This window comes from Pseudomonas sp. UME65, assembly GCF_014170225.1.
Classification (GTDB): Bacteria; Pseudomonadota; Gammaproteobacteria; order Pseudomonadales; family Pseudomonadaceae; genus Aquipseudomonas; species Aquipseudomonas protegens.
The window spans coordinates 237560-255418 of record NZ_LZZQ01000019.1 but is presented as its reverse complement, the minus strand read 5'-3'; the positions used below and the strand labels follow the sequence as shown (position 1 = coordinate 255418).

Genomic DNA, 17859 nt, shown 5'->3' with positions numbered 1-17859 from the left:
GCTCTGGACCCTGTTGCTGCTGGTGGTGGTCTGCCTGCCGCGGATCAGCATCGACCTGTACCTGCCGGCGCTGCCGGCCATGGCCGACCAACTGGGGGCCAGCGACGCCCAGCTGCAACTGACCCTGAGCCTTTACATGCTCGGCTATGCCCTGTCGATGCTGCTGGGTGGCCCGCTGTGCGACCGCTATGGCCGGCGCCCGGTACTGCTGGCGGGCACAGCGCTGTTTCTCGCGGCCAGCCTGGCCTGCATGCTGGCCGCCAGTGTCGAAGTACTGATGGGCGCCCGCCTGCTGCAGGCCCTGGGCGGTTGCTGCGGCACCCTGGTGGGCCGGGTCATGGTCCGCGACCGCTGCCCGCCCGAGGAGCAGCCGCGGCTGCTGGGGCTGTTGTCCATGGGCATTGCCCTGTCGCCGATGCTGGCACCGCCCCTGGGTAGCCTGATCGACCAGTTGCTGGGCTGGCGTGGCCTGTTCCTGTGCCTGAGCCTGGTGGCCGCTGCGGCCTGGCTGCTGATGTTCAAGCGGCTGGCCGAAACCCGCCCGCCGCAGCTCGCGCCAGTGGCCGTGAAAAGCCTGCCGAGCCTGTACCTGCGCCTGCTGGGCGAGGCCTACTTCATGCGCTATTCCCTGGCCATCGGCTGCCTTTACTGCACCTACTTCCCGTTCATTGTGCAATCGCCGGCCCTGTTGCAGCGCCAGCTGGGGCTGTCGCCCACGGCCTACGCCCTGGTGTTCGCCGCCACCGTGGCCGGCTACCTGATGGGGTCGCGGCTGTTCCAGCGCCTGGGGGTACGCCACAGTACCGACCGCCTGATCACCGCGGCCTGCCTGTTGAACCTGGCCGGCGCCGGCCTGTTGCTGCTCACCCGCAGCCTGTGGCCCGACAGCCTGTGGGCCATCGTGCTGCCGATGCTGGCGCTAATGCTCTCGGTGGGCCTGGCGATTCCCGCCTGCCAGCTGGCGATCCTGCAGCCCTATGCGGCGGTGGCGGGCACCGCCTCGGGTCTGTTCTTCTTTATCCAGATGGCCATGACCGCCGGCTGCGGGCTGCTGGCCAGCCTGCTGGCGGACAGCCCGGCGGGCTCGCTGCAGGCCCTGACCGGCCTGTTCAGCCTGGCCCTGGGGCTGGCCTGGTGGTGCCTGCGGCCACGGCGGCAATAGGCGCCGGCTCGGAACGCCTTCCTGCACCCCTGTAGCCGCTGCTGAGCCTGCGAAGCTGCGAAAGGCCGGGCCGCGTTCGGTACGCAGGGCCTTGCGTGGCAGCCTCCAGCCGAACCTCTAGCGCCTTCAATATCCCCGCATCTCCTTCGGAGCCGTTCGCAGCCTGCGGCAGCGGCTACAGGTTTGCACTGTGCAAGGCCGCTTCAATACCGCTAAATTGGCCGCGCCTTTCCCATCCGTTGTGCCGTTCAAGACAAGGAAATACGTGATGAAGCTTATTGGAATGCTCGATTCACCCTACGTGCGCCGCGTCGCCATCAGCCTCAAGAGCCTGGGCCTGCCCTTCGAGCATCACTCGCTTTCGGTGTTCAGCACCTTCGAGCAGTTCAAGGCGATCAACCCCGTGGTCAAGGCCCCGACCCTGGTCTGCGAGGGCGGTGAAGTGCTGATGGATTCGAGCCTGATCATCGACTACCTGGAAACCCTGGCCGGCCCGCAACGCAGCCTGATGCCCGCCGCCCTGCCCCAGCGCCTGCGTGAGCTGCGGCTGGTCGGCCTGGCCCTGGCGGCCTGCGAGAAGTCGGTACAGATCGTTTACGAGCGCAACCTGCGCCCCGCGGAGAAACAGCACGGCCCCTGGCTGGAGCGGGTTGGCGGCCAGTTGCAGGCTGCCTATGGCGAGCTGGAGCAGGAGTTGCAGAAACAGCCCCTGCCCCGGGACGGCTCCCTGGGCCAGGCCGGCATCAGCCTGGCGGTGGCCTGGAGTTTCAGCCAGATGATGGTGGCAGACCAGTTCAACCCCGGGCAATTCCCGGCAGTACGCGGCTTTGCCGAGTACGCCGAACAATTGCCGGTGTTCCTCGCCACCCCCGCCACCTGAGCCACACCCTCCCCGTAGGAACCGGCTTGCCGGCGAAGAGGCCCGCAAGCCTTGCAGCGCCCTCGAAAACGCCTTCGCTGGCAAGCCAGCTCCTACAGCAACCCCATATCCCCGTAGGAGCCGGCTTGTCGGCGAAGAGGCCTGCAAGCCTTGCAGCGCCTTCGAAAACGCCTTCGCTGGCAAGCCAGCGCCTACAGCAACCCCATATCCCCGTAGGAGCCGGCTTGCCGGCGAAGAGGCCCGCAAGCCTTGCAGCGCCTTCGAAAACGCCTTCGCTGGCAAGCCAGCGCCTACAGAGCGGTCAGGCCGGTTCGGGCTGTTTCTTCACGGCGGCAGTGGCGAAGCGCCGGGCCAGGAAGGGGGTGATGTCCAGCGGCAGGGCTTCGTCGTTCACCAGTTTGTCCAGCAACACGCCGGTGATGGCCGAGGTCAGGATGCCGGTGCGGAAGTGCCCGCAGGCATTGAGGTAGCCTTCGACCCCATCCATCGGCCCGAGGATCGGCAGCTCATCCGGCGAACCCGGGCGCAACCCCGCCCAGCAGCGCTTGAGGTTGACATGGGCCAGCTCCGGTACGCAGCGCACTGCGCCCTGCACCAGGCCGTTGATCTCCGGGTAGGTGGTGGTGACGTCGAAGCCCTTGTCCTCGGTGGTACTGCCGATCAGGATCTCGCCGTTGTCCTTTTGCGCCATGTAGCAGTCGCTGGTGGTCAGGCAGCCGTTGAGCAGCTTGGGCATGCGCTCGGTGAGAAGGATCTGGCCCTTCACCGGCTTCACCGGAATCTCGATGCCGGTGGCCTGCAGGCTCAGCTCGGCGGCCCAGGCGCCGGCGGCGTTGATCAGGGTCGTGCAGCGGAACAACCCGGCAACGTCGGTCTTCACCCCGCTGACCCGATTGCCCTGGTGCAGGACCCCGGTGACGTTGGTGTTGAAGTACACATCCACGCCGTTCTGGCGTGCGCCTTCGGTGTAGGCGTCGGTGAGGCGGAACGGGTTGACCTGGTGGTCGCAGAGGAACTCCAGGGCGCCCTGGGCTTCATGGCTGACATTGGGTTCCGCGGCGCGCAGGGCCGCCTGGTCGAGCCAGCGTACCTGGTCGCTCAGGTGCGGGATGCAGCCGACGATGTGCTCGGCGTACAGGCGGTCTTCCTCGTCATAGATGACGAACTTGAGCCCGGTCTGCTCGAACTTGAAATCCATGTTGTGCAGGCCCATCAGCTCGCGGTGCAGGCGCGGGTACAACTCGTTGGACTGCAGGGCGAAGTCGAAGAACGACTGCGGCAGGATGTGCGGAGTGCTGGAATCCACCACCACCGCCGAACCCTGGGCCTCGCGCTTGCGGTTGGCCGACATCATGCGAAAGAAGATCACCCCGCAGCCCAGCCCTACCGACTCGCCGATGGCCCACAGGCCGCCGGCCGAAGCGCGGCTGGCGTTGCCCGGGCGCTTGGCGTCGATCAGCGCCACCTTCAGGTCCTTGCGCTTGGACAACTGGTAGGCGCAGGAAGCGCCGATCACGCCGCCACCGGCAATGACCACGTCGTAATGCTTAATCATGCTGGGAGACCTCCTGGTCAGACGGCGGGAACGCGGAAAACGGAATCGGGTCCAGCGGGAAGCGCGGGCGGATCCAGCCCACGTCCTTGCGCCCGGTGGCCTGGCGCAGGCGGTCGCTGCAATAGCCCACGCACATGCGCCCCTGGCAGTCGCCCATGCTCACCCGGGTGCGCATTTTCAGGCTGGCCATGTCCTGCACGCCCTGGCTCAGGGCACGCTCGATGTCGTTGCGGGTGGTGTGTTCGCAACGGCAGATCACGGTGTCGCCCTTGGGCAGCTCTACCTGCCCGGCGCCACGCGCGGTATAGCGGTCCACCGCACCACGAAAACGCAGGATCGAGGCCAGCTTGCGCTCGTAACCCTGGCGCCGTTGCAGGGCCGCTTCGTTGCTCAGTACGCCACGCTGCATGAGGATCGACAGCGCGGCGATACGCCCGCTGAGCATGGCCGCCTCGCCGCCGCGGATGCCGCCCATGTCGCCGGCCAGGTGCACGTGGGGCTCGCTGCTCTGCTGCCAGGCGTTGGCGCTGGCGCGCAGGTAGCCGTCGTCGCTGAAGTTGTGTTCCAGGCCCATCTGCTGGCTCAACTGGGTGCGCGGGATGAAGCCGTAGCCCACCGCCAGGGTCTGGGCAGCAATGCGCTGGGCCTTGGCCATGTCCGGCTGCCAGTCGCTGGAGTACGGCGCCACGGTGACCACGCTCAGGGCGTCCTGGCCCTGGGCTTCGACCACGCCCCAACCATAGCGCAGGGCAATGCCGTGCAGCTTGAGGTAGGCGAGCATGCTCAGGCCGTCGAGAAACAGTTGCGGCTTGTTGAGCATGGCCAGGCTCTGCTTGGCGATCTTGCCCAGGGCACAAGCCTCGTAGACCCCCGCCACGCGCACGCCGGAAGCATGCAGTTGGCACGCCACCAGGGGCAGCAAGGGGCCGGTACCGGCGATCACCACCGGGCTCTGGGGCTTGACCACCCCGCTCTTGATCTGCAATTGCAGGCCACCCAGCAGCTTGACCCCGGGCAGGGTCCAGCCGGGGAACGGCACACTGCGCTCATGGCAGCCGGCGGCCAGTATCAACTGCTCGTAGCTGACCTGCTGCACCTGCTCTTCGCCATCGAGCAGCACCAGGCTCTGGGTGCCTTCGGCGCCCACTACCCGGCTGTTGAGGCGCACGTCGATCATCTGTTCGTGGTCGGCGAAATCGCCGTGCAGCTTGGCCAGCATTTCGCAGTAGCGCGGCCCCAGGTAATCCAGCTGCACGCCGTCGCGCAACGGCCCGCGGTAGACCACGCCCCCCAGGCGCGAGGCCTCTTCGATCAGGGTGCTGCGCACACCGTGCTCGGCCAGTTCGATGGCGGCCGCCATGCCCGCCGGCCCACCGCCGACGATCACCGGGTTCAGGCTCATAACGTGGGCTCCGTTTCAGTGATGCGGTTGCTCAGGGTCTGCACCTGCATCCCCGGCTTGACCAGGGTCTGGCAGGCGCGGCGCTTGTGCCGGCCGTCGATCTGCACCAGGCAGCAATGGCACACGCCCATGCCGCAGTAGGCGCCGACCAGTTGCCCGTGATCGTTGCGCGCCACCTGGCGCAGGCCGGTGGCCTGGATCACGCTGAGGACGGTTTCACCCAGGGCGGCAGTGACTGGCTGGCCATTGAGGCTGATGGTCATGTCCGCATGCTGCAGCGGCTGAATATCGAAGTTGCGGTCTATCTGACGCATTGTGGGTTCATCCGTGAAAAATGAATGGGGTTGCCGGCGTCCCGCCGTCCATGCTGCTGCGGTCGGGACCGGGCAACGTCCCGGTCCCAAGCTGTTTGTCAGAACCGAGCGCGGGCCAATCTAGTCGGTTTGTCGGACACGGATATTGATCTGGGCCAAGCAAACGGCTGCCTCGCACGGGGCGCTGGCCAGCCCTTGCAAAACTGCGATACCGCGCACAAAAACGCCGCTGGCGGCAATGGCCGGCAGCGGCGTTCGGGAAGGCCCGGGCCCGTTCGGGCCGGGCTTTATAGCTTGAATCAGTGCATGAACAGGGCGATCAGGATAATCACCGGGATCGGCACACCGAGGAACCACAAGAGTAATGAGCGCATGGGAAATCTCCTGGATCAGTGAACGGGGGTGGGGGCTACGGTGCGCGGCTGGACATCGCTTTCAAGCCAGACCACGGCGTCCCGACGACGACCGCCAAAGGTCGCCGCGAGGCTGGCGAAGAAGGCCCCGCACAGCAGCGCGATAAACATCCACAGCGACGACCAGGCAGCCACCTTGGCTGCAGTGTCGGCAGCTTCCTTGGCGGCCTGCTTGGCTTCTTCCACGGCCTGGCGGGTCTTGGCGAAGACTTCATCGACCCGACGCTCGGCATCGGCCTGGCTGAGGTTGGTACGCTGGGCCACCAATTGCGCCAGGTAGCTGCGGTCCTCAGGGGCCAACTGGCCGTCGTTGCTCAGGGTGCGCACGAAGATCCGCGATACCGTGCCACGGGCCGCGTCATCGCTGACCGCCGCCGGGCGATCGTCGCGGAACAGGCTGTCGACGAAGTAGCCGTAGTCATCCTGGGAACCCTGGGCGGCAGCATGGCCGGCCACCTGGGTCATGGCACCGGCGGCGCCGGAAGCCACCTGGGCGCCGGCATGCACGCCGCCGCTGATGACGCTGCTGACCGACCCCACCACCAAAGTCGCGGTGACCAGGGTGGCCACGGCCCAGGCCAGGAAGCCATGGGCGGTGTCGCGGAAATACACTTCATCGCCATGCAGGTTGGCCCACTTCACCCGCAGGCGCCCGGCGATGTAACCGCCCAGGCCGGCAGCGATGATCTGCGTCACGGCCAGCCAGACAATGCTGGAAATGCCCAGGCCCTTGGCGCTGATGCCGCTGCCGGCCCAGGGCGAAACCGCGGAAAAGCCCAGGCCGAAGCCCAGCAACAGGAGGATCAGCGAAAGAGCGGCGGCCGCCGCGGCGCCGGCGAAGATCGCCGCCCAGGACACGCCCGAGTGATGACTCGAGGCATCTGCGGTGGCCAGCAGGTGTTCAGAGGGTCTGTTCATTGTTGTTCAGCTCCAGGCATGAAAAATGGTGTTACACGTCTCGAAGGGACAAGTGCAGCCACCGTGCCAGTTGCACGAACTTTACAAACTCTTTTATTTCAATGAGTTGCGATAAGCAGATAATCCCTGATCGTGCAATTTACCGGCCCGGGAGTTTTCGGGCGGGCGTTCTGCACGGCCCGCCCGGTGCTCAGGCCTGCCGGCTCCGGTAGAGCTCCCGGCCGCGGGTCCAGCACAGGTGCACCACCAGTACCAGGATCCAAAGGGCCAGCAGCAGGTTGCCCACCAGGGTCAATTGCGCGATGCCCTGCCCCCACAAGGTAAAGAGCGGCAATGCCAGCCAGGCCGAACGACGAAAATCCAGCAGCCGCATGATTCCCGGCACGGCCACCGCCATCAGGGCGATGACCAGGACGTCCAGGCCGCGATACGCCAGCATCCAGCGCGCATAGCGGGGGTCGGCAGCATAGGCCTCCAGATAACCCGGCAGGCGCAGCGCCAGATCCACGGCGAGACTCAACAGCAGGCTGGCCACCAAAAGCCACAGCAGGCCTTTGAAACGTGATGCGTAGTTCATTGCACAACACCTTGATACACAGAAGGTCAATCGGGTTTTCAATGTCGCTTGTAGCTCTTGTTGCCACTGGGGGTCAGGCAGTACACCCCGCCCCGGGGCCCAGTGCAGAAACTGCCGCTGCCACAGCTGCATCCCTGGGCGTCGCGCAGCAGGGGCTCGGCCCGGGGGGTAGTGGAGCGCTGGCCGGACATCAGGGCGCAGTTCTTTTTCGACGCGCTGATGGAACCGTCGTTGCACAGGAACAGCTCGCCGTCGCAACGGGCGATACCGCCCTTGCGCCCGGAACAGGGCTGGTTGGCCGCCAGCACCGCGCCGCTGCACAGCACCATCAGGCAGAGAAAGGACATTGGCTTCCAGCCAACCCGGGGCAGGCCCGTCATGGATGTGCCTCCTGGCCATAAAAGTGGCGCGATAATATCAGGCAGCGCGGCCTCTGGCAGGGGCTTGTTCAAGGTCTGGACAGAGGCCTGGAGGCGCAGATGAAAGTTTTTTTAGAATTGCGGCCGCCGTTTCTTGGCAAAATGCCCGCCTGTGTCACGAACCGCCAAACAGGTAACGCCTATGACCCGCATTCTGACCATCGAAGACGACGCCGTGACCGCCCGGGAAATCGTCGCCGAACTGAGCAGCCACGGCCTCGACGTGGATTGGGTGGACAATGGCCGCGAGGGCCTGGTGCGCGCCGTGAGCGGCGACTACGACCTGATCACCCTGGACCGCATGTTGCCGGAACTGGACGGCCTGGCCATCGTCACCACCCTGCGCACCATCGGTGTGTCGACGCCGATCCTGATGATCAGCGCCCTCTCCGACGTCGATGAACGGGTGCGCGGCCTGCGGGCCGGGGGCGACGACTACCTGACCAAGCCCTTCGCCTCCGACGAGATGGCGGCCCGGGTCGAAGTGCTGCTGCGGCGCAAGAACACGGTCAAGGATTTCGACACCAGCCTGCGGGTGGCGGACCTGGAACTGAACCTGATCAGCCGCGAGGCAACCCGCGCCGACCAGTTGCTGAGCCTGCTGCCCACCGAGTACAAGCTGCTGGAATTCCTCATGCGCAACACCGGCCAGATCCTCTCGCGGATGATGATCTTCGAGGAGGTCTGGGGCTATCACTTCGACCCCGGTACCAACCTGATCGACGTGCACATCGGCCGCCTGCGCAAGAAGATCGACCCGCCCGGCATGACCCCGTTGATCCGCACCGTGCGAGGCTCGGGTTATGTCATTGCTGAACCCCTCTAAAGGCTGGCGTTCCTCCAGCAGCCGCCTGCTGGCGCTCTACAGCACGCTGTTCGTGGCCTGGAGCTGCATCCTCATGGGGGTGCTGTACTACGAGGTCTCCACCTACCTGGACAGCCTGGCCAAGCACTCGCTGATGCAGCGCCAGCACCTGTTCGCGCGCTTCGAGGGCGACCAGCTGGTGGAAGCCCTGACCACCAGCATGACTTTCGACATGCGCGCCATCGACGCCTACGGCCTGTTCGATGAGCAGCGCCGGCCCCTGAGCGGGCCGATCCGGCAGATACCCGACGACCTGCCCCTGGACGGCAAGATCCACGAACTGAAGAACTGCATCGACTCCGACGACCCGAGCCTGCCCCGCGACAGCTGCGACGCCGTGGCCACCCACACCCGGGATGGCCGCTGGCTGGTGCTGGTGCGCGACAACGGCTCGCTGTTCGCGGTGACCCGGATCATTCTCCACGCCCTGCTCTGGGGCATTTCCCTGACCATCATTCCCGGCGCCGCCGGCTGGCACCTGCTGCGCCGCCGGCCCTTGCGACGCATCCGCCAGATCCAGGCCAGCGCCGAAGCCATAGTCGCCGGCGACCTGACCCGGCGCCTGCCACTGTCGGACCGGCGCGACGAGCTGGACATGCTGGCGGCCATCGTCAACGCCATGCTCGAACGCATCGAACGGCTGATGCATGAGGTCAAGGGCGTGTGCGACAACATCGCCCACGACCTGCGCACCCCGCTGACCCGCCTGCGGGCCCAGCTCTATCGCCTGCAGCAACAGGCCGAGGAAGGCTCGCCCCAGGCCCTGCAGATGGACCAGCTGCTGGCCGAGGCCGACACCCTGATGGCACGCTTTCGCGGGTTGCTGCGGATTTCCGAACTGGAGGACCAGCAGCGGCGCTCGGGCTTCCTGGTGCTCGACCCCCTGCCCCTGCTGCACGAGCTCTATGACTTCTACCTGCCCCTGGCCGAGGAAGGCCAGTTGACCCTGGTGCTGGATGTACCGGCGAGCCTGCCCAGCCTCACCGGTGACCGCGCCCTGTTGTTCGAGGCCCTGGCCAACCTGCTGAGCAACTCCATCAAGTTCACCCCACCGGGGGGCGAAGTGATCCTGCGGGGGATTGACGACGACGGCAGCCCGCGCCTGGAAGTGCTCGACTCAGGCCCCGGAATACCCGCAGCGGAACGGGCGGCGGTGTTCCGGCGCTTTTACCGGGTGGATGAAAACAATGCCCAGGGCGGGTTTGGCCTTGGCCTGTCGATCGTCGCGGCGATTGTCAGCCTGCACGGCTTCAAGCTTGAGGTGGGCAGCAGCGAACGCGGCGGCGCGCGCCTAAGCCTGGACTGCCGGCCGAGCCTGATTGCCGACAATTGATCCCGGCCTCCACGCCCCTATGATCCGGTGCCTGTGACCCTGTGACCCTGTAGCCGCTGCTGAGCCTGCGAAGCTGCGAAAGGCCGGGCCGCGTTCGGTACGCAGGGCCTTGCTTGACGATCTTGCGCCAAACCTTCCGCGCTCTCACGCTCCCGGTGTCTTCTGCGTCGCAATGCCGCCCAAGCCGTTCGCAACCTGCATCAGCGGCTACAAGGCCTTGGGCAGTTGCCAGCCGTAGCGCACCGAGAGCATGCGCAGGGCGAAACAGACGGTGCCCGCCAGCCAGGCCGACCATAAAGGCGGCACGCCCAGGCGCCGGGCGATGACCAGGCTGGCCGCGCCGACAAAAGCCGAGCTGGCATACAGGTCGACCTGCAGCACCAGAGGAATGCGGGCCAGGACAATGTCGCGAATCACCCCGCCCCCCACCCCGGTCACCGTACCCATGAGCATCGAGACAAAGGGCGAGATACCGAAGTTCTGCGCCTTCTGCGTGCCCGCCACGGCAAACAGCCCCAGCCCCGCGGCGTCCAGCAGAATCAGCAGCGGCCCGGACCACCCCAGCACCCAGTCCCGTGCCACGAAGGCCAGCCCGCCCATCAGCAGCGCCAGCGCCGGGTACCGCCAGTCGGCCACGGCCTTGGGCGGCGTGGCGCCAATCAGCAGGTCACGGGTCACCCCTCCGCCAAGGGCGACGATAAAGGCGATCACCATCACCCCCAGCAGGTCCAGTTGGGCGCGCATGGCGCTGATCGCACCCTCCACGGCAAACACCGCAGTGCCCGCCAGATCCGCCACCAGCACGATGTTTTCCAGGCGCCGGGGCAAGCCCTGGGCCCGGGCGTTCATGGGCCCATCCAGAAAAGCGGGGTGATCAGGAAAATACGGCGCGGCAACAGGGTTGAAGGCATGCCCGGGCACCTGCAAAAGGCTGGAGATGACGGCCGGGAACCCGACCGTCGACCCATTGCTTATAGTTCAGGCCGTGGGCTGTCGCCATCGACCGGCCCCGATGCAAGGCCGGGTTCAGGGCGCCAGATCGAGCTGGCCCAGGGAGTTGCTGCCCAGCTCATAGAGCAGTTCGTCGATGATCTTCTGCACATCGGCCTCGCTCTGCAGCGCCCGGGCGCTGAGCCCGGTCACCACCAGGTCGACCCGGCCGCTGGCCGGCTCGAACACCCGCAGGGTCAGGGTGCCGTCACCGGCGTTGCTGAAGCTGCAGGCCAGGGGCGCCAGGCGCTGCTCGATACAAGCGCGCAACTGCGCCAGGGTGATGGCCGCCGGCATTTCAGCGGCGCCGCAGCAGCAGGCCCGCCAACAGGCCGACGCCGGCCAGCAGGGCCACGCTCAACAGCGGTTTGTCCCGTACCCAGCGCGCGCCCTGGTCCAGGGCCTGGCCGTACTTTTCCTGCAATTGCCCGGCGGCTTCCCGGGCCATGCCGCGGGCTTGCAGTTGCTCATCATCCAGCCACTCACCCACCACGGCCTCGGCCTTGCCGGCCACCTTGCCCACTGTGCCCTTGATCTGTTCGCTAGCCATGCTGGCGCTCCTTCTACTGCGGTTCATGAATGGCAGAGGCCCGATACAGAGCCCTGCGCAGAATCACAGGATAGAAAGGCCCGCCCCTGGGCAAAAGGCGCATTTGCACTGGTTGCACTGGTGCATTTGCACCGGGTCAGCCGGCACTGCCGGCAAACAGCCCGCGCTCCCGGGCCCAGACAATGGCCTCGCCACGGCTGTGCACATCGAGCTTGGAGTACAGGGTGGCCACGTGATTGCGCACGGTGTTGGGGGCCAACTGCAGTTGCGCGGCAATTTCCTTGTCCGCCAGCCCCTGGTAAATCAGCCCCAGGACCTCGCGCTCGCGGGTGGTGAGCTCGGCAGAGGTTACCGCCGGGGCTTGCGCGCTGCGGGTGTTGCGCACGTTGGCGAGCTTTTCGATCAGGGTCTGGCTGAACCAGGAGGCATCACGCATCACCTCCTCGATGGCGCCCACCAGCTCCAGCTCCGAGCGCTTGCGCTCGCTGATGTCCATCAGCACCAGCAGGTAGCAGGGGCTGTCCTGGATCAGCACGGTATCGGCGTAGGCCACGCAGTCCACCTGCTCGGCGCCCTTCTTGCGCACCTTGAGGTCCAGGCCCATGACGTTGCCGCTTTTCTCCAAGCGGCCGAACAACTGCTCGGCGGCCTGGGGCTCGGCGATAAAACCGATGTCCTGCACGGTCTTGCCCAGCAGCTCTTCGCTGCTGTAGCCGCAGGTGTCGAGAAAGGCTTCGTTGACATCGACGATCTGCTGCTCGGCGCTGCACACCAGGGTCGGCACCGGGGTCAGGCGGAACGACTTGGCGAAACGCTCCTCGCTCTGGCGCAGGGCGATCTCGGCCTTGCGCCGCGGCTCCAGGTCCATGAAGGAAAACAGCATGCAGTCCTCGTCGTTGATGTCCAGCGGCTGGCCGGCGACGATCACCAGCTTGCTGCCGCCCTCGGGCAGGCGCAGCTCGGCCTGCATCTGCGGGATGGTCGCGCCCTGCCCCAGGCGTTCGACGGCCAGTTCCTTGTGCTCGGCGTCTTCCAGCACGTCCAGCTCGTACACCGAACGGCCGATCACCTGGTCCCGGGCATAGCCGGTCATCTCCAGGAAGCCCTGGTTGACCTTGATGTAGCGCAAATCCCCCAGGCGGCAGATCACCGCCGGCGCCGGGTTGGCGTTGAAGGTCTTCTCGAAGCGCTGCTCGGCGCTGGCCCAGTCGGTGGCGTCACTGAGGATCAGCACCAGGGACTCCGGCGCGCCATTGCGGTCCTCGAGGATCATGCTGCGCACCCGGTGCACCCAGTGCCGGGGTTCGCCGTCGATCTCGGCCTGGACCTCCACCACCACGTCGCTGAAGGTTTCTCCGGCAGCCACCCGGTTGATGGGGTAGCTGTCCAGGCCCAGTGGATGGTTGTTGCGGTAGCGCAAGGCATAGCGCCGGGCGTATTCGCGCAGATTGCCGCCCAACTGCTCGACCGTGCTGACGCCGTGCATGGCCAGGGCCGCTTCATTGGCCCAGAGCAGGGTACGGGGCTTGTCGGTCTCGATCAGGATCACCCCGTCGGACAGGCCGGAGATGATCTGCTGCAATTGGCGGCGGTTGGTTTCGGTGGCAAGTACGGCCTGGCTCATGGCATCTCCGGAAGAACCCGACGCTGCGCCAAACATCCCGCACGCCGGAAAAAAGGGGGCTGCAACTACGACCACGACGCGCCGCCATCGTGCCCCGGCCCGAGCGCTGGAGCCCCTTTGGGCAACGGAGTAAGCTGCCCCGTCCGGATTGCGGGCCAGCCGCCAGCCCGGCGACACCGGCCAGCCGCCCCTCGAGGAATGACGCATGATCACCATCCGTGAAGCCGACAGCCGCGATATCGACACCCTCCAGGCCATTGGCTGCGCCACCTACCGCGAGCACTTCGCCGCGATCTGGAGCACCGAAGGCATGCAGCAGTTCCTGGCCCAGGATTTTGCCCCCGCCCCCCTGGAACAGTCCCTGGCCGACAAGCACCTGCACCTGTGGCTGCTGGCCCTGGACCCGCAGCAGCAGCCCATCGGTTTTGCCAAGCTCAACTGGAACCGGCCACTGCCCGATGGAGCTCGGCGCGGGGCCGAACTGCAGAAGATCTATCTGCTCAAGTCCGAGGCCGGCAAGGGCTATGGCCGCCGGTTGCTGGAGCATGTGCTGCAACGGGCCAGCGCTGCCGGTGAGCCCTGCCTGTGGCTGGACGTGCTCAAGAGCAACAGCGGCGCCCGGCGCTTCTATGAAAGCGCCGGCCTGCGGCAGGTCGACGAGGTGCCGTTCAGCACCGACCTGGAACAGATCGGCATGTGGGTGATGGCCTGCGACCTTCCGCGCACCGGCGAACGCACGGCCTGAGGCTCAAGATCCCGTCCAGGGGCAGCGCCTGCTCCGTCCCCTCCTCCCTCCAGAACCCCGCACGTTCAGCCCTTCCGGCGGCCTGAACGTGCGGCGCCCGCAACAAAGCGACTAGTCCGAATAGACGATGTCCAGCCCCCGCTGCATTTCCGATAGTCCCTTCCCCCCCTCCACAACCCTACGGTACCTCGACGCAAAAACAGACATTCAGAGGCAGCAATGAAAAAAACAACAACGCCTTACGCTTTCTCCACCTTGCTCGCAGTTCCCGGTTCCTTGCTCCTGTTCAGTTCCCCGCTGGCCGCCCTGGTCTTCGAAATCGGCGACGACCTCAAAGTGCAGAACAGCAACGTCGTCTCCTATGGCCTGGCCTGGCGCACGGCAAAGCCGGCCCATGCCCTTGGCGGGCGCAACAATGCCAACGGCAACGACGGCAACAACGCTTTCGACCGGGGCAGCCTGATCACCCATCGCCTGGGCCTGGTCAGCGACGCCGACTTCAACTTTCGCCGTGACTTCGGCCTGTTCGTGCGCGCCAGCGCCTACTACGACAATGTCTACCATCGCCGCAATGACAACCACACCGGCACCTCGAACTGCTATGCCGCCGGGCAATGCTCGCGCCCCGACCAGTTTTCCAGGCCCACCCGCGACGCTCACGGCGGTGCCGTGGAAATGCTCGACAACTACCTGTATGGCAGTTGGCAAGTCGCTGACAGGCCCTTCAACCTGCGCCTCGGGCGCCAGGTGGTCTACTGGGGCGAGAGCGTCTACAACGGCAACGGCATTGCCTCGACCATGAGCCCGTTTGATGCCAGCAAATCCAACGTGCCCGGGGTCGAGATCAAGGAGCGTACCCTGCCGACCGGCCAGCTGTTCGCCTCCTACAGCCTCACCGACGCGCTCGACCTGCAGTTCTACTACCAGTACGAGTGGAAGAAGAGCCGACTCAACGCGGTCGGCAGCTACTTTTCCACCACCGACCTCCTCGACAGGGGCGGCTACAGCAACTCCACCGGTCAACTGGTCCGCTTGAAAGATGACGAACCCCGCGACAGCGGGCAGTTCGGCCTGGCCCTGCGCTATGTCGCCCAGAGCCTGAACAACACCGAGTTCGGCCTCTACCGCCTGCGCTATCACAGCAAGACACCGGTGGTGGACAACCTAAGCCGCCGCGGCAGCTACCAGGCGCGCTACTTCGAAGGCATCGAACTGTATGGCGCAAGCTTCGCCACGGTCGTGGTCGACACCAACATCAACGGCGAGATCAGCATCCAGGATCGCCTGCCCCTGGCGATCGACCTCGGCGGCGCCCGCCACACTGCCCGCGGCAGGACCGGCCAGGTACTGCTGTCGATGACCCACGGCTTCGGCCAGACGCCCTTTTCCGACAATTTCACCCTCAATGGCGAGGTCGGCTACAACCGCGTCTTGAGCAACGACAGTGCCTACCTGCCCCAGCGCAACCCCAGTGACAAGCTCTGGAACGACCGTTCTGCCTGGGGTTACACCTTGCGCGCCAGTTCGCGCTACATCGAGATCATGCCCGGCTGGGACCTGACCATTCCGCTGTCCTTCAACCAGGGGGTGAACGGCAACTCCTCTCTGGGCAGCTACAACCAGGGCAGGAATCGGCTGTCCCTGGGCGGCACCCTGGAGTACCTCGGGAACCTCTCCCTGGAGGCCGTCTACAACGCCTACCTGGGCAGCCCCCGGTACAACAACCAGAGCGATCGCGACCACATCGCCCTGAACGCCAAGTACAGCTTCTGACCCTCGCCCAGACAACCGGAGAACATTCCATGTCCTGCCAAACGCAATTCCCTGCCTTTGTGCTCGCCGGCCTGCTCGGCCTGTGCCCCCTGGCCCAGGCCGCGCTCAGCGAGGCCGAGCTGGCTCGCCTCGATCAAGATCTCACGCCCGTCGGCGCGGAGCGTGCCGGTAACGCCGACGGCAGCATTCCTGGCTGGTCCGGCCAGTGGCGCGGCACTCCGCCCCATGTGCAGTTCGCCGGCAGCGGCTCGCTGTACCCCGATCCGTATGCCAAAGAGCGCCCGTTGTTCAGGATTACCGCGCAGAACCTGGAGCAGTACCAGAACCGCCTCAGTGACGGCCAGATCGCCCTGTTCAAGCGCTATCCACGCAGCTACTGGATGGACATCTATCCCAGTCATCGCGACATGCGCCCGAGTGCGAAAATCGAAGAGCAAATTCGCGAAAACGGGCGCACCGCTCGACTCACCGAGGATGGCAACGGCGTCACCGGGGCCTGGGGCGCGTCGCCGTTCCCGATCCCGAAAAACGGCAACGAACTGATCTGGAACCACGCCCTACAAGGGCGGGGGCCCGGCGAGGAAGGCGTCTACAGCCTGGTCGTCACCCTGGCCAACGGCAAGCAGGCACGTCAGGTCCAGCATCACCAGACGCTCAATATCTGGACCAACCCGGACAGCCCCCGGCAAGACGACCGCGACGCCATCAACAGCCACTTCATGTACCGGACCCTGGAACCGGCCCGGGAGCTGGGCAAGATCACCTTCGGCCACGGCTTCGTCGATCCGGTGGCCAACGCCCAGCAGAGCTGGCAATACGACCCGGGCAGCCGACGAGTGCGGCGCGCGCCCAACGTCGGCTACGACAACCCTTCCAGTGGCGCCAGCGGCGGCCTGCGGGTCAACGATGACAGCCGCATGTTCAATGGCGGCACCGACCGCTACCAGTGGACGATCATCGGCAAGCGCGAGCTGTTCATCCCCTATCACAACTATGCAATCAGCGACCCCGCGACCACCCTGGCCAAGCTCACCGAAACCATTGGCCACCCCAACCCCGAAGCACTGCGCTACGAATTGCACCGGGTATGGGTACTGGAGGCCAGCCTCAAGCCCGGCAACCGTCATGTGTATGCCAAACGCCGCTTCTACATCGACGAAGACACCTGGGGCGCGGTCATGGCCGACAGCTATGACGCCCGCAACCTCCTCTGGCGCACCAACCTGCAGACCACCTTCTACGCCTATGACACCCAGAGCTATCAGGCGGGCCCATCGGTGTATCACGACCTGATGTCCGGGGCCTATCTGGTGGATCGCCTGACCAATGAGCACGGCCCGATCCGCCTGACGGACCTGGCCCACGATGCCAGCGATTTCACCCCCGCCGCCGTGCGCAAGCGCGCCAAATGAAGACTCACGGAGAGCACAACATGACCCGATTCGACCTGGCCCTCGGGGCCGCCCTGCTGTGCACCATCGCCACAGCCAATGCGGCCCCTGCCGAGCAGCCAGCGCCCCCGCAAGAACTGCCCGCCAGCGAACGCCAGGCGCCGCGCGACCTGAACCTGGCAAGCGCACCCAACCTGCGCGACCTGGGTGGCTACCGCACGGCCGACGGACGTAGCGTGAAGTGGGGCCTGCTGTATCGCGGTGGAGCCCTGGACACACTCAGTGCCGAAGATCAACGCAGGCTGCAAGGCCTGCAACTGCAGCGTGTGGTGGACCTGCGCAGCCGCGAGGAAATCGCCGACGCCCCCGACCGCCTGCCGCCGGCGCTGATGGAGCGGCGGATCGAGATGCCGATCAGTGCCGGCAACATCGACATCCGCGAGCTGACTCGGCGCATCAACAGTGGCGACACCGCCGAGCTGCACCTGGACGATGTGCTGGTTCGGGCCAACATCCAATTCGTCCGCGAGCAGAGCCCGCTCTTTCGAGCCTGGCTGCATGGCCTGCTCGATGACCAGGGCACCCCGGTTCTCTACCACTGCACCGCGGGCAAGGATCGCACCGGCTTCGCTTCGGCCATGGTGTTGCTGGCCTTGGGGGTGCCGGAAGCTACGGTGATGGAGGACTATCTGGCGTCCAACCGGTACCTCGGGGGAAAAAACCGCCGGATCGCCGAACAAGTCCGGCTCGCGTCAAAAGGCCGTACCGATCCTGCCCTGCTACAGCCCTTGCTAGGCGTCGAGGCGCGCTACCTGCAAGCGGCGTTCATGGCCATGCGCGAAGACTACGGCTCGGTGGAGAACTACCTGCGCGAGGGCCTGGGGGTCGATGCCGCGTTTCGCTCGCGGCTGCAAAGCAAGTTCCTCGAAACCGCCGCCCCCTGATCAG

Annotated in this window: 18 protein-coding genes; 8 read left to right on the top strand and 10 right to left on the bottom strand. The window is 65.9% G+C overall.

Annotated elements, in window-relative coordinates:
• Both A9971_RS32715 and A9971_RS32710 read left to right on the top strand, forming a co-directional pair.
• Positions 1-1162, top strand: a 1162-nt coding sequence (locus A9971_RS32715; RefSeq protein WP_183001991.1) for a multidrug effflux MFS transporter, incomplete at its 5' end; no start/stop codon positions are given.
• Between the two features lie 268 nt (positions 1163-1430).
• Complete coding sequence (locus tag A9971_RS32710; protein ID WP_053151029.1) at positions 1431-2042, top strand: glutathione S-transferase; 612 nt, start codon at positions 1431-1433, stop codon at positions 2040-2042.
• Between the two features lie 301 nt (positions 2043-2343).
• Here A9971_RS32710 and hcnC read toward each other — a convergent pair whose 3' ends face one another.
• The 6 genes from hcnC to A9971_RS32680 all read right to left on the bottom strand — a co-directional run bounded on the left by hcnC (position 2344) and on the right by A9971_RS32680 (position 7601).
• Positions 2344-3597: a cyanide-forming glycine dehydrogenase subunit HcnC gene (gene hcnC / locus A9971_RS32705; protein ID WP_019094282.1), complete on the bottom strand. Its 1254-nt coding sequence runs from the start codon at positions 3595-3597 to the stop codon at positions 2344-2346.
• Positions 3590-4999 carry a cyanide-forming glycine dehydrogenase subunit HcnB gene (gene hcnB / locus A9971_RS32700; protein WP_011060874.1) on the bottom strand — a complete coding sequence of 470 codons (1410 nt, stop codon included), beginning with the start codon at positions 4997-4999 and terminating at the stop codon, positions 3590-3592. The genes hcnC and hcnB overlap by 8 nt, the downstream gene beginning before the upstream one ends.
• A complete protein-coding gene (gene hcnA, locus A9971_RS32695; protein WP_011060873.1) occupies positions 4996-5313 on the bottom strand; it encodes a cyanide-forming glycine dehydrogenase subunit HcnA in 318 nt (105 codons plus the stop codon). Before hcnA ends, hcnB begins: the two co-directional genes overlap by 4 nt.
• A 389-nt stretch (positions 5314-5702) precedes the next feature.
• Entirely contained in the window at positions 5703-6644 is a 942-nt protein-coding gene (locus tag A9971_RS32690; protein ID WP_011060872.1) for a membrane protein, read from the bottom strand.
• A 190-nt stretch (positions 6645-6834) separates the two neighbouring features.
• Positions 6835-7221 carry a hypothetical protein gene (locus tag A9971_RS32685; RefSeq protein WP_041117737.1) on the bottom strand — a complete coding sequence of 129 codons (387 nt, stop codon included), beginning with the start codon at positions 7219-7221 and terminating at the stop codon, positions 6835-6837.
• A gap of 38 nt (positions 7222-7259) precedes the next feature.
• Positions 7260-7601: a hypothetical protein gene (locus A9971_RS32680; RefSeq protein ID WP_183000507.1), complete on the bottom strand. Its 342-nt coding sequence runs from the start codon at positions 7599-7601 to the stop codon at positions 7260-7262.
• Between the two features lie 181 nt (positions 7602-7782).
• Here A9971_RS32680 and A9971_RS32675 point away from each other — a divergent pair, with 181 nt between their 5' ends.
• Both A9971_RS32675 and A9971_RS32670 read left to right on the top strand, forming a co-directional pair.
• Entirely contained in the window at positions 7783-8466 is a 684-nt protein-coding gene (locus tag A9971_RS32675) for a response regulator transcription factor (protein ID WP_011060869.1), read from the top strand.
• Entirely contained in the window at positions 8444-9838 is a 1395-nt protein-coding gene (locus tag A9971_RS32670) for a HAMP domain-containing sensor histidine kinase (protein WP_011060868.1), read from the top strand. Before A9971_RS32675 ends, A9971_RS32670 begins: the two co-directional genes overlap by 23 nt.
• A gap of 207 nt (positions 9839-10045) precedes the next feature.
• Here A9971_RS32670 and A9971_RS32665 read toward each other — a convergent pair whose 3' ends face one another.
• The 4 genes from A9971_RS32665 to A9971_RS32650 all read right to left on the bottom strand — a co-directional run bounded on the left by A9971_RS32665 (position 10046) and on the right by A9971_RS32650 (position 13002).
• The gene (locus A9971_RS32665) at positions 10046-10687 is read right to left on the bottom strand and encodes a trimeric intracellular cation channel family protein (RefSeq protein WP_015635302.1); all 642 of its coding nucleotides are present in this window, start codon (positions 10685-10687) and stop codon (positions 10046-10048) included.
• A gap of 177 nt (positions 10688-10864) precedes the next feature.
• A complete protein-coding gene (locus tag A9971_RS32660) occupies positions 10865-11125 on the bottom strand; it encodes a DUF1652 domain-containing protein (protein WP_015635301.1) in 261 nt (86 codons plus the stop codon).
• Position 11126: 1 nt separating this feature from the next.
• Entirely contained in the window at positions 11127-11378 is a 252-nt protein-coding gene (locus tag A9971_RS32655) for a CsbD family protein (protein ID WP_011060865.1), read from the bottom strand.
• A gap of 136 nt (positions 11379-11514) precedes the next feature.
• The gene (locus tag A9971_RS32650) at positions 11515-13002 is read right to left on the bottom strand and encodes a PAS domain S-box protein (protein ID WP_041117729.1); all 1488 of its coding nucleotides are present in this window, start codon (positions 13000-13002) and stop codon (positions 11515-11517) included.
• A gap of 205 nt (positions 13003-13207) precedes the next feature.
• Here A9971_RS32650 and A9971_RS32645 point away from each other — a divergent pair, with 205 nt between their 5' ends.
• From A9971_RS32645 to A9971_RS32630, 4 genes are all read left to right on the top strand, one after another.
• Positions 13208-13747 carry a GNAT family N-acetyltransferase gene (locus A9971_RS32645; RefSeq protein ID WP_077933952.1) on the top strand — a complete coding sequence of 180 codons (540 nt, stop codon included), beginning with the start codon at positions 13208-13210 and terminating at the stop codon, positions 13745-13747.
• Positions 13748-13966: 219 nt separating this feature from the next.
• The gene (locus tag A9971_RS32640; RefSeq protein WP_072452275.1) at positions 13967-15520 is read left to right on the top strand and encodes a DUF1302 domain-containing protein; all 1554 of its coding nucleotides are present in this window, start codon (positions 13967-13969) and stop codon (positions 15518-15520) included.
• Positions 15521-15549: 29 nt separating this feature from the next.
• Positions 15550-16932 (top strand): DUF1329 domain-containing protein, encoded by a 1383-nt coding sequence (locus A9971_RS32635; RefSeq protein WP_077933950.1) that lies wholly within the window; start codon positions 15550-15552, stop codon positions 16930-16932.
• A 20-nt stretch (positions 16933-16952) separates the two neighbouring features.
• Positions 16953-17855 (top strand): tyrosine-protein phosphatase, encoded by a 903-nt coding sequence (locus A9971_RS32630; RefSeq protein ID WP_183000505.1) that lies wholly within the window; start codon positions 16953-16955, stop codon positions 17853-17855.
• Positions 17856-17859: the final 4 nt, after the last annotated feature.

Coding starts and splice junctions, on each gene's coding strand:
- A9971_RS32710 (WP_053151029.1), top strand. CDS start 1,431: ATGAAGCTTATTGGAATGCTCGATTCACCCTACGTGCGCCGCGTCGCC.
- hcnC (WP_019094282.1), bottom strand. CDS start 3,597: ATGATTAAGCATTACGACGTGGTCATTGCCGGTGGCGGCGTGATCGGC.
- hcnB (WP_011060874.1), bottom strand. CDS start 4,999: ATGAGCCTGAACCCGGTGATCGTCGGCGGTGGGCCGGCGGGCATGGCG.
- hcnA (WP_011060873.1), bottom strand. CDS start 5,313: ATGCGTCAGATAGACCGCAACTTCGATATTCAGCCGCTGCAGCATGCG.
- A9971_RS32690 (WP_011060872.1), bottom strand. CDS start 6,644: ATGAACAGACCCTCTGAACACCTGCTGGCCACCGCAGATGCCTCGAGT.
- A9971_RS32685 (WP_041117737.1), bottom strand. CDS start 7,221: ATGAACTACGCATCACGTTTCAAAGGCCTGCTGTGGCTTTTGGTGGCC.
- A9971_RS32680 (WP_183000507.1), bottom strand. CDS start 7,601: ATGACGGGCCTGCCCCGGGTTGGCTGGAAGCCAATGTCCTTTCTCTGC.
- A9971_RS32675 (WP_011060869.1), top strand. CDS start 7,783: ATGACCCGCATTCTGACCATCGAAGACGACGCCGTGACCGCCCGGGAA.
- A9971_RS32670 (WP_011060868.1), top strand. CDS start 8,444: ATGTCATTGCTGAACCCCTCTAAAGGCTGGCGTTCCTCCAGCAGCCGC.
- A9971_RS32665 (WP_015635302.1), bottom strand. CDS start 10,687: ATGAACGCCCGGGCCCAGGGCTTGCCCCGGCGCCTGGAAAACATCGTG.
- A9971_RS32660 (WP_015635301.1), bottom strand. CDS start 11,125: ATGCCGGCGGCCATCACCCTGGCGCAGTTGCGCGCTTGTATCGAGCAG.
- A9971_RS32655 (WP_011060865.1), bottom strand. CDS start 11,378: ATGGCTAGCGAACAGATCAAGGGCACAGTGGGCAAGGTGGCCGGCAAG.
- A9971_RS32650 (WP_041117729.1), bottom strand. CDS start 13,002: ATGAGCCAGGCCGTACTTGCCACCGAAACCAACCGCCGCCAATTGCAG.
- A9971_RS32645 (WP_077933952.1), top strand. CDS start 13,208: ATGATCACCATCCGTGAAGCCGACAGCCGCGATATCGACACCCTCCAG.
- A9971_RS32640 (WP_072452275.1), top strand. CDS start 13,967: ATGAAAAAAACAACAACGCCTTACGCTTTCTCCACCTTGCTCGCAGTT.
- A9971_RS32635 (WP_077933950.1), top strand. CDS start 15,550: ATGTCCTGCCAAACGCAATTCCCTGCCTTTGTGCTCGCCGGCCTGCTC.
- A9971_RS32630 (WP_183000505.1), top strand. CDS start 16,953: ATGACCCGATTCGACCTGGCCCTCGGGGCCGCCCTGCTGTGCACCATC.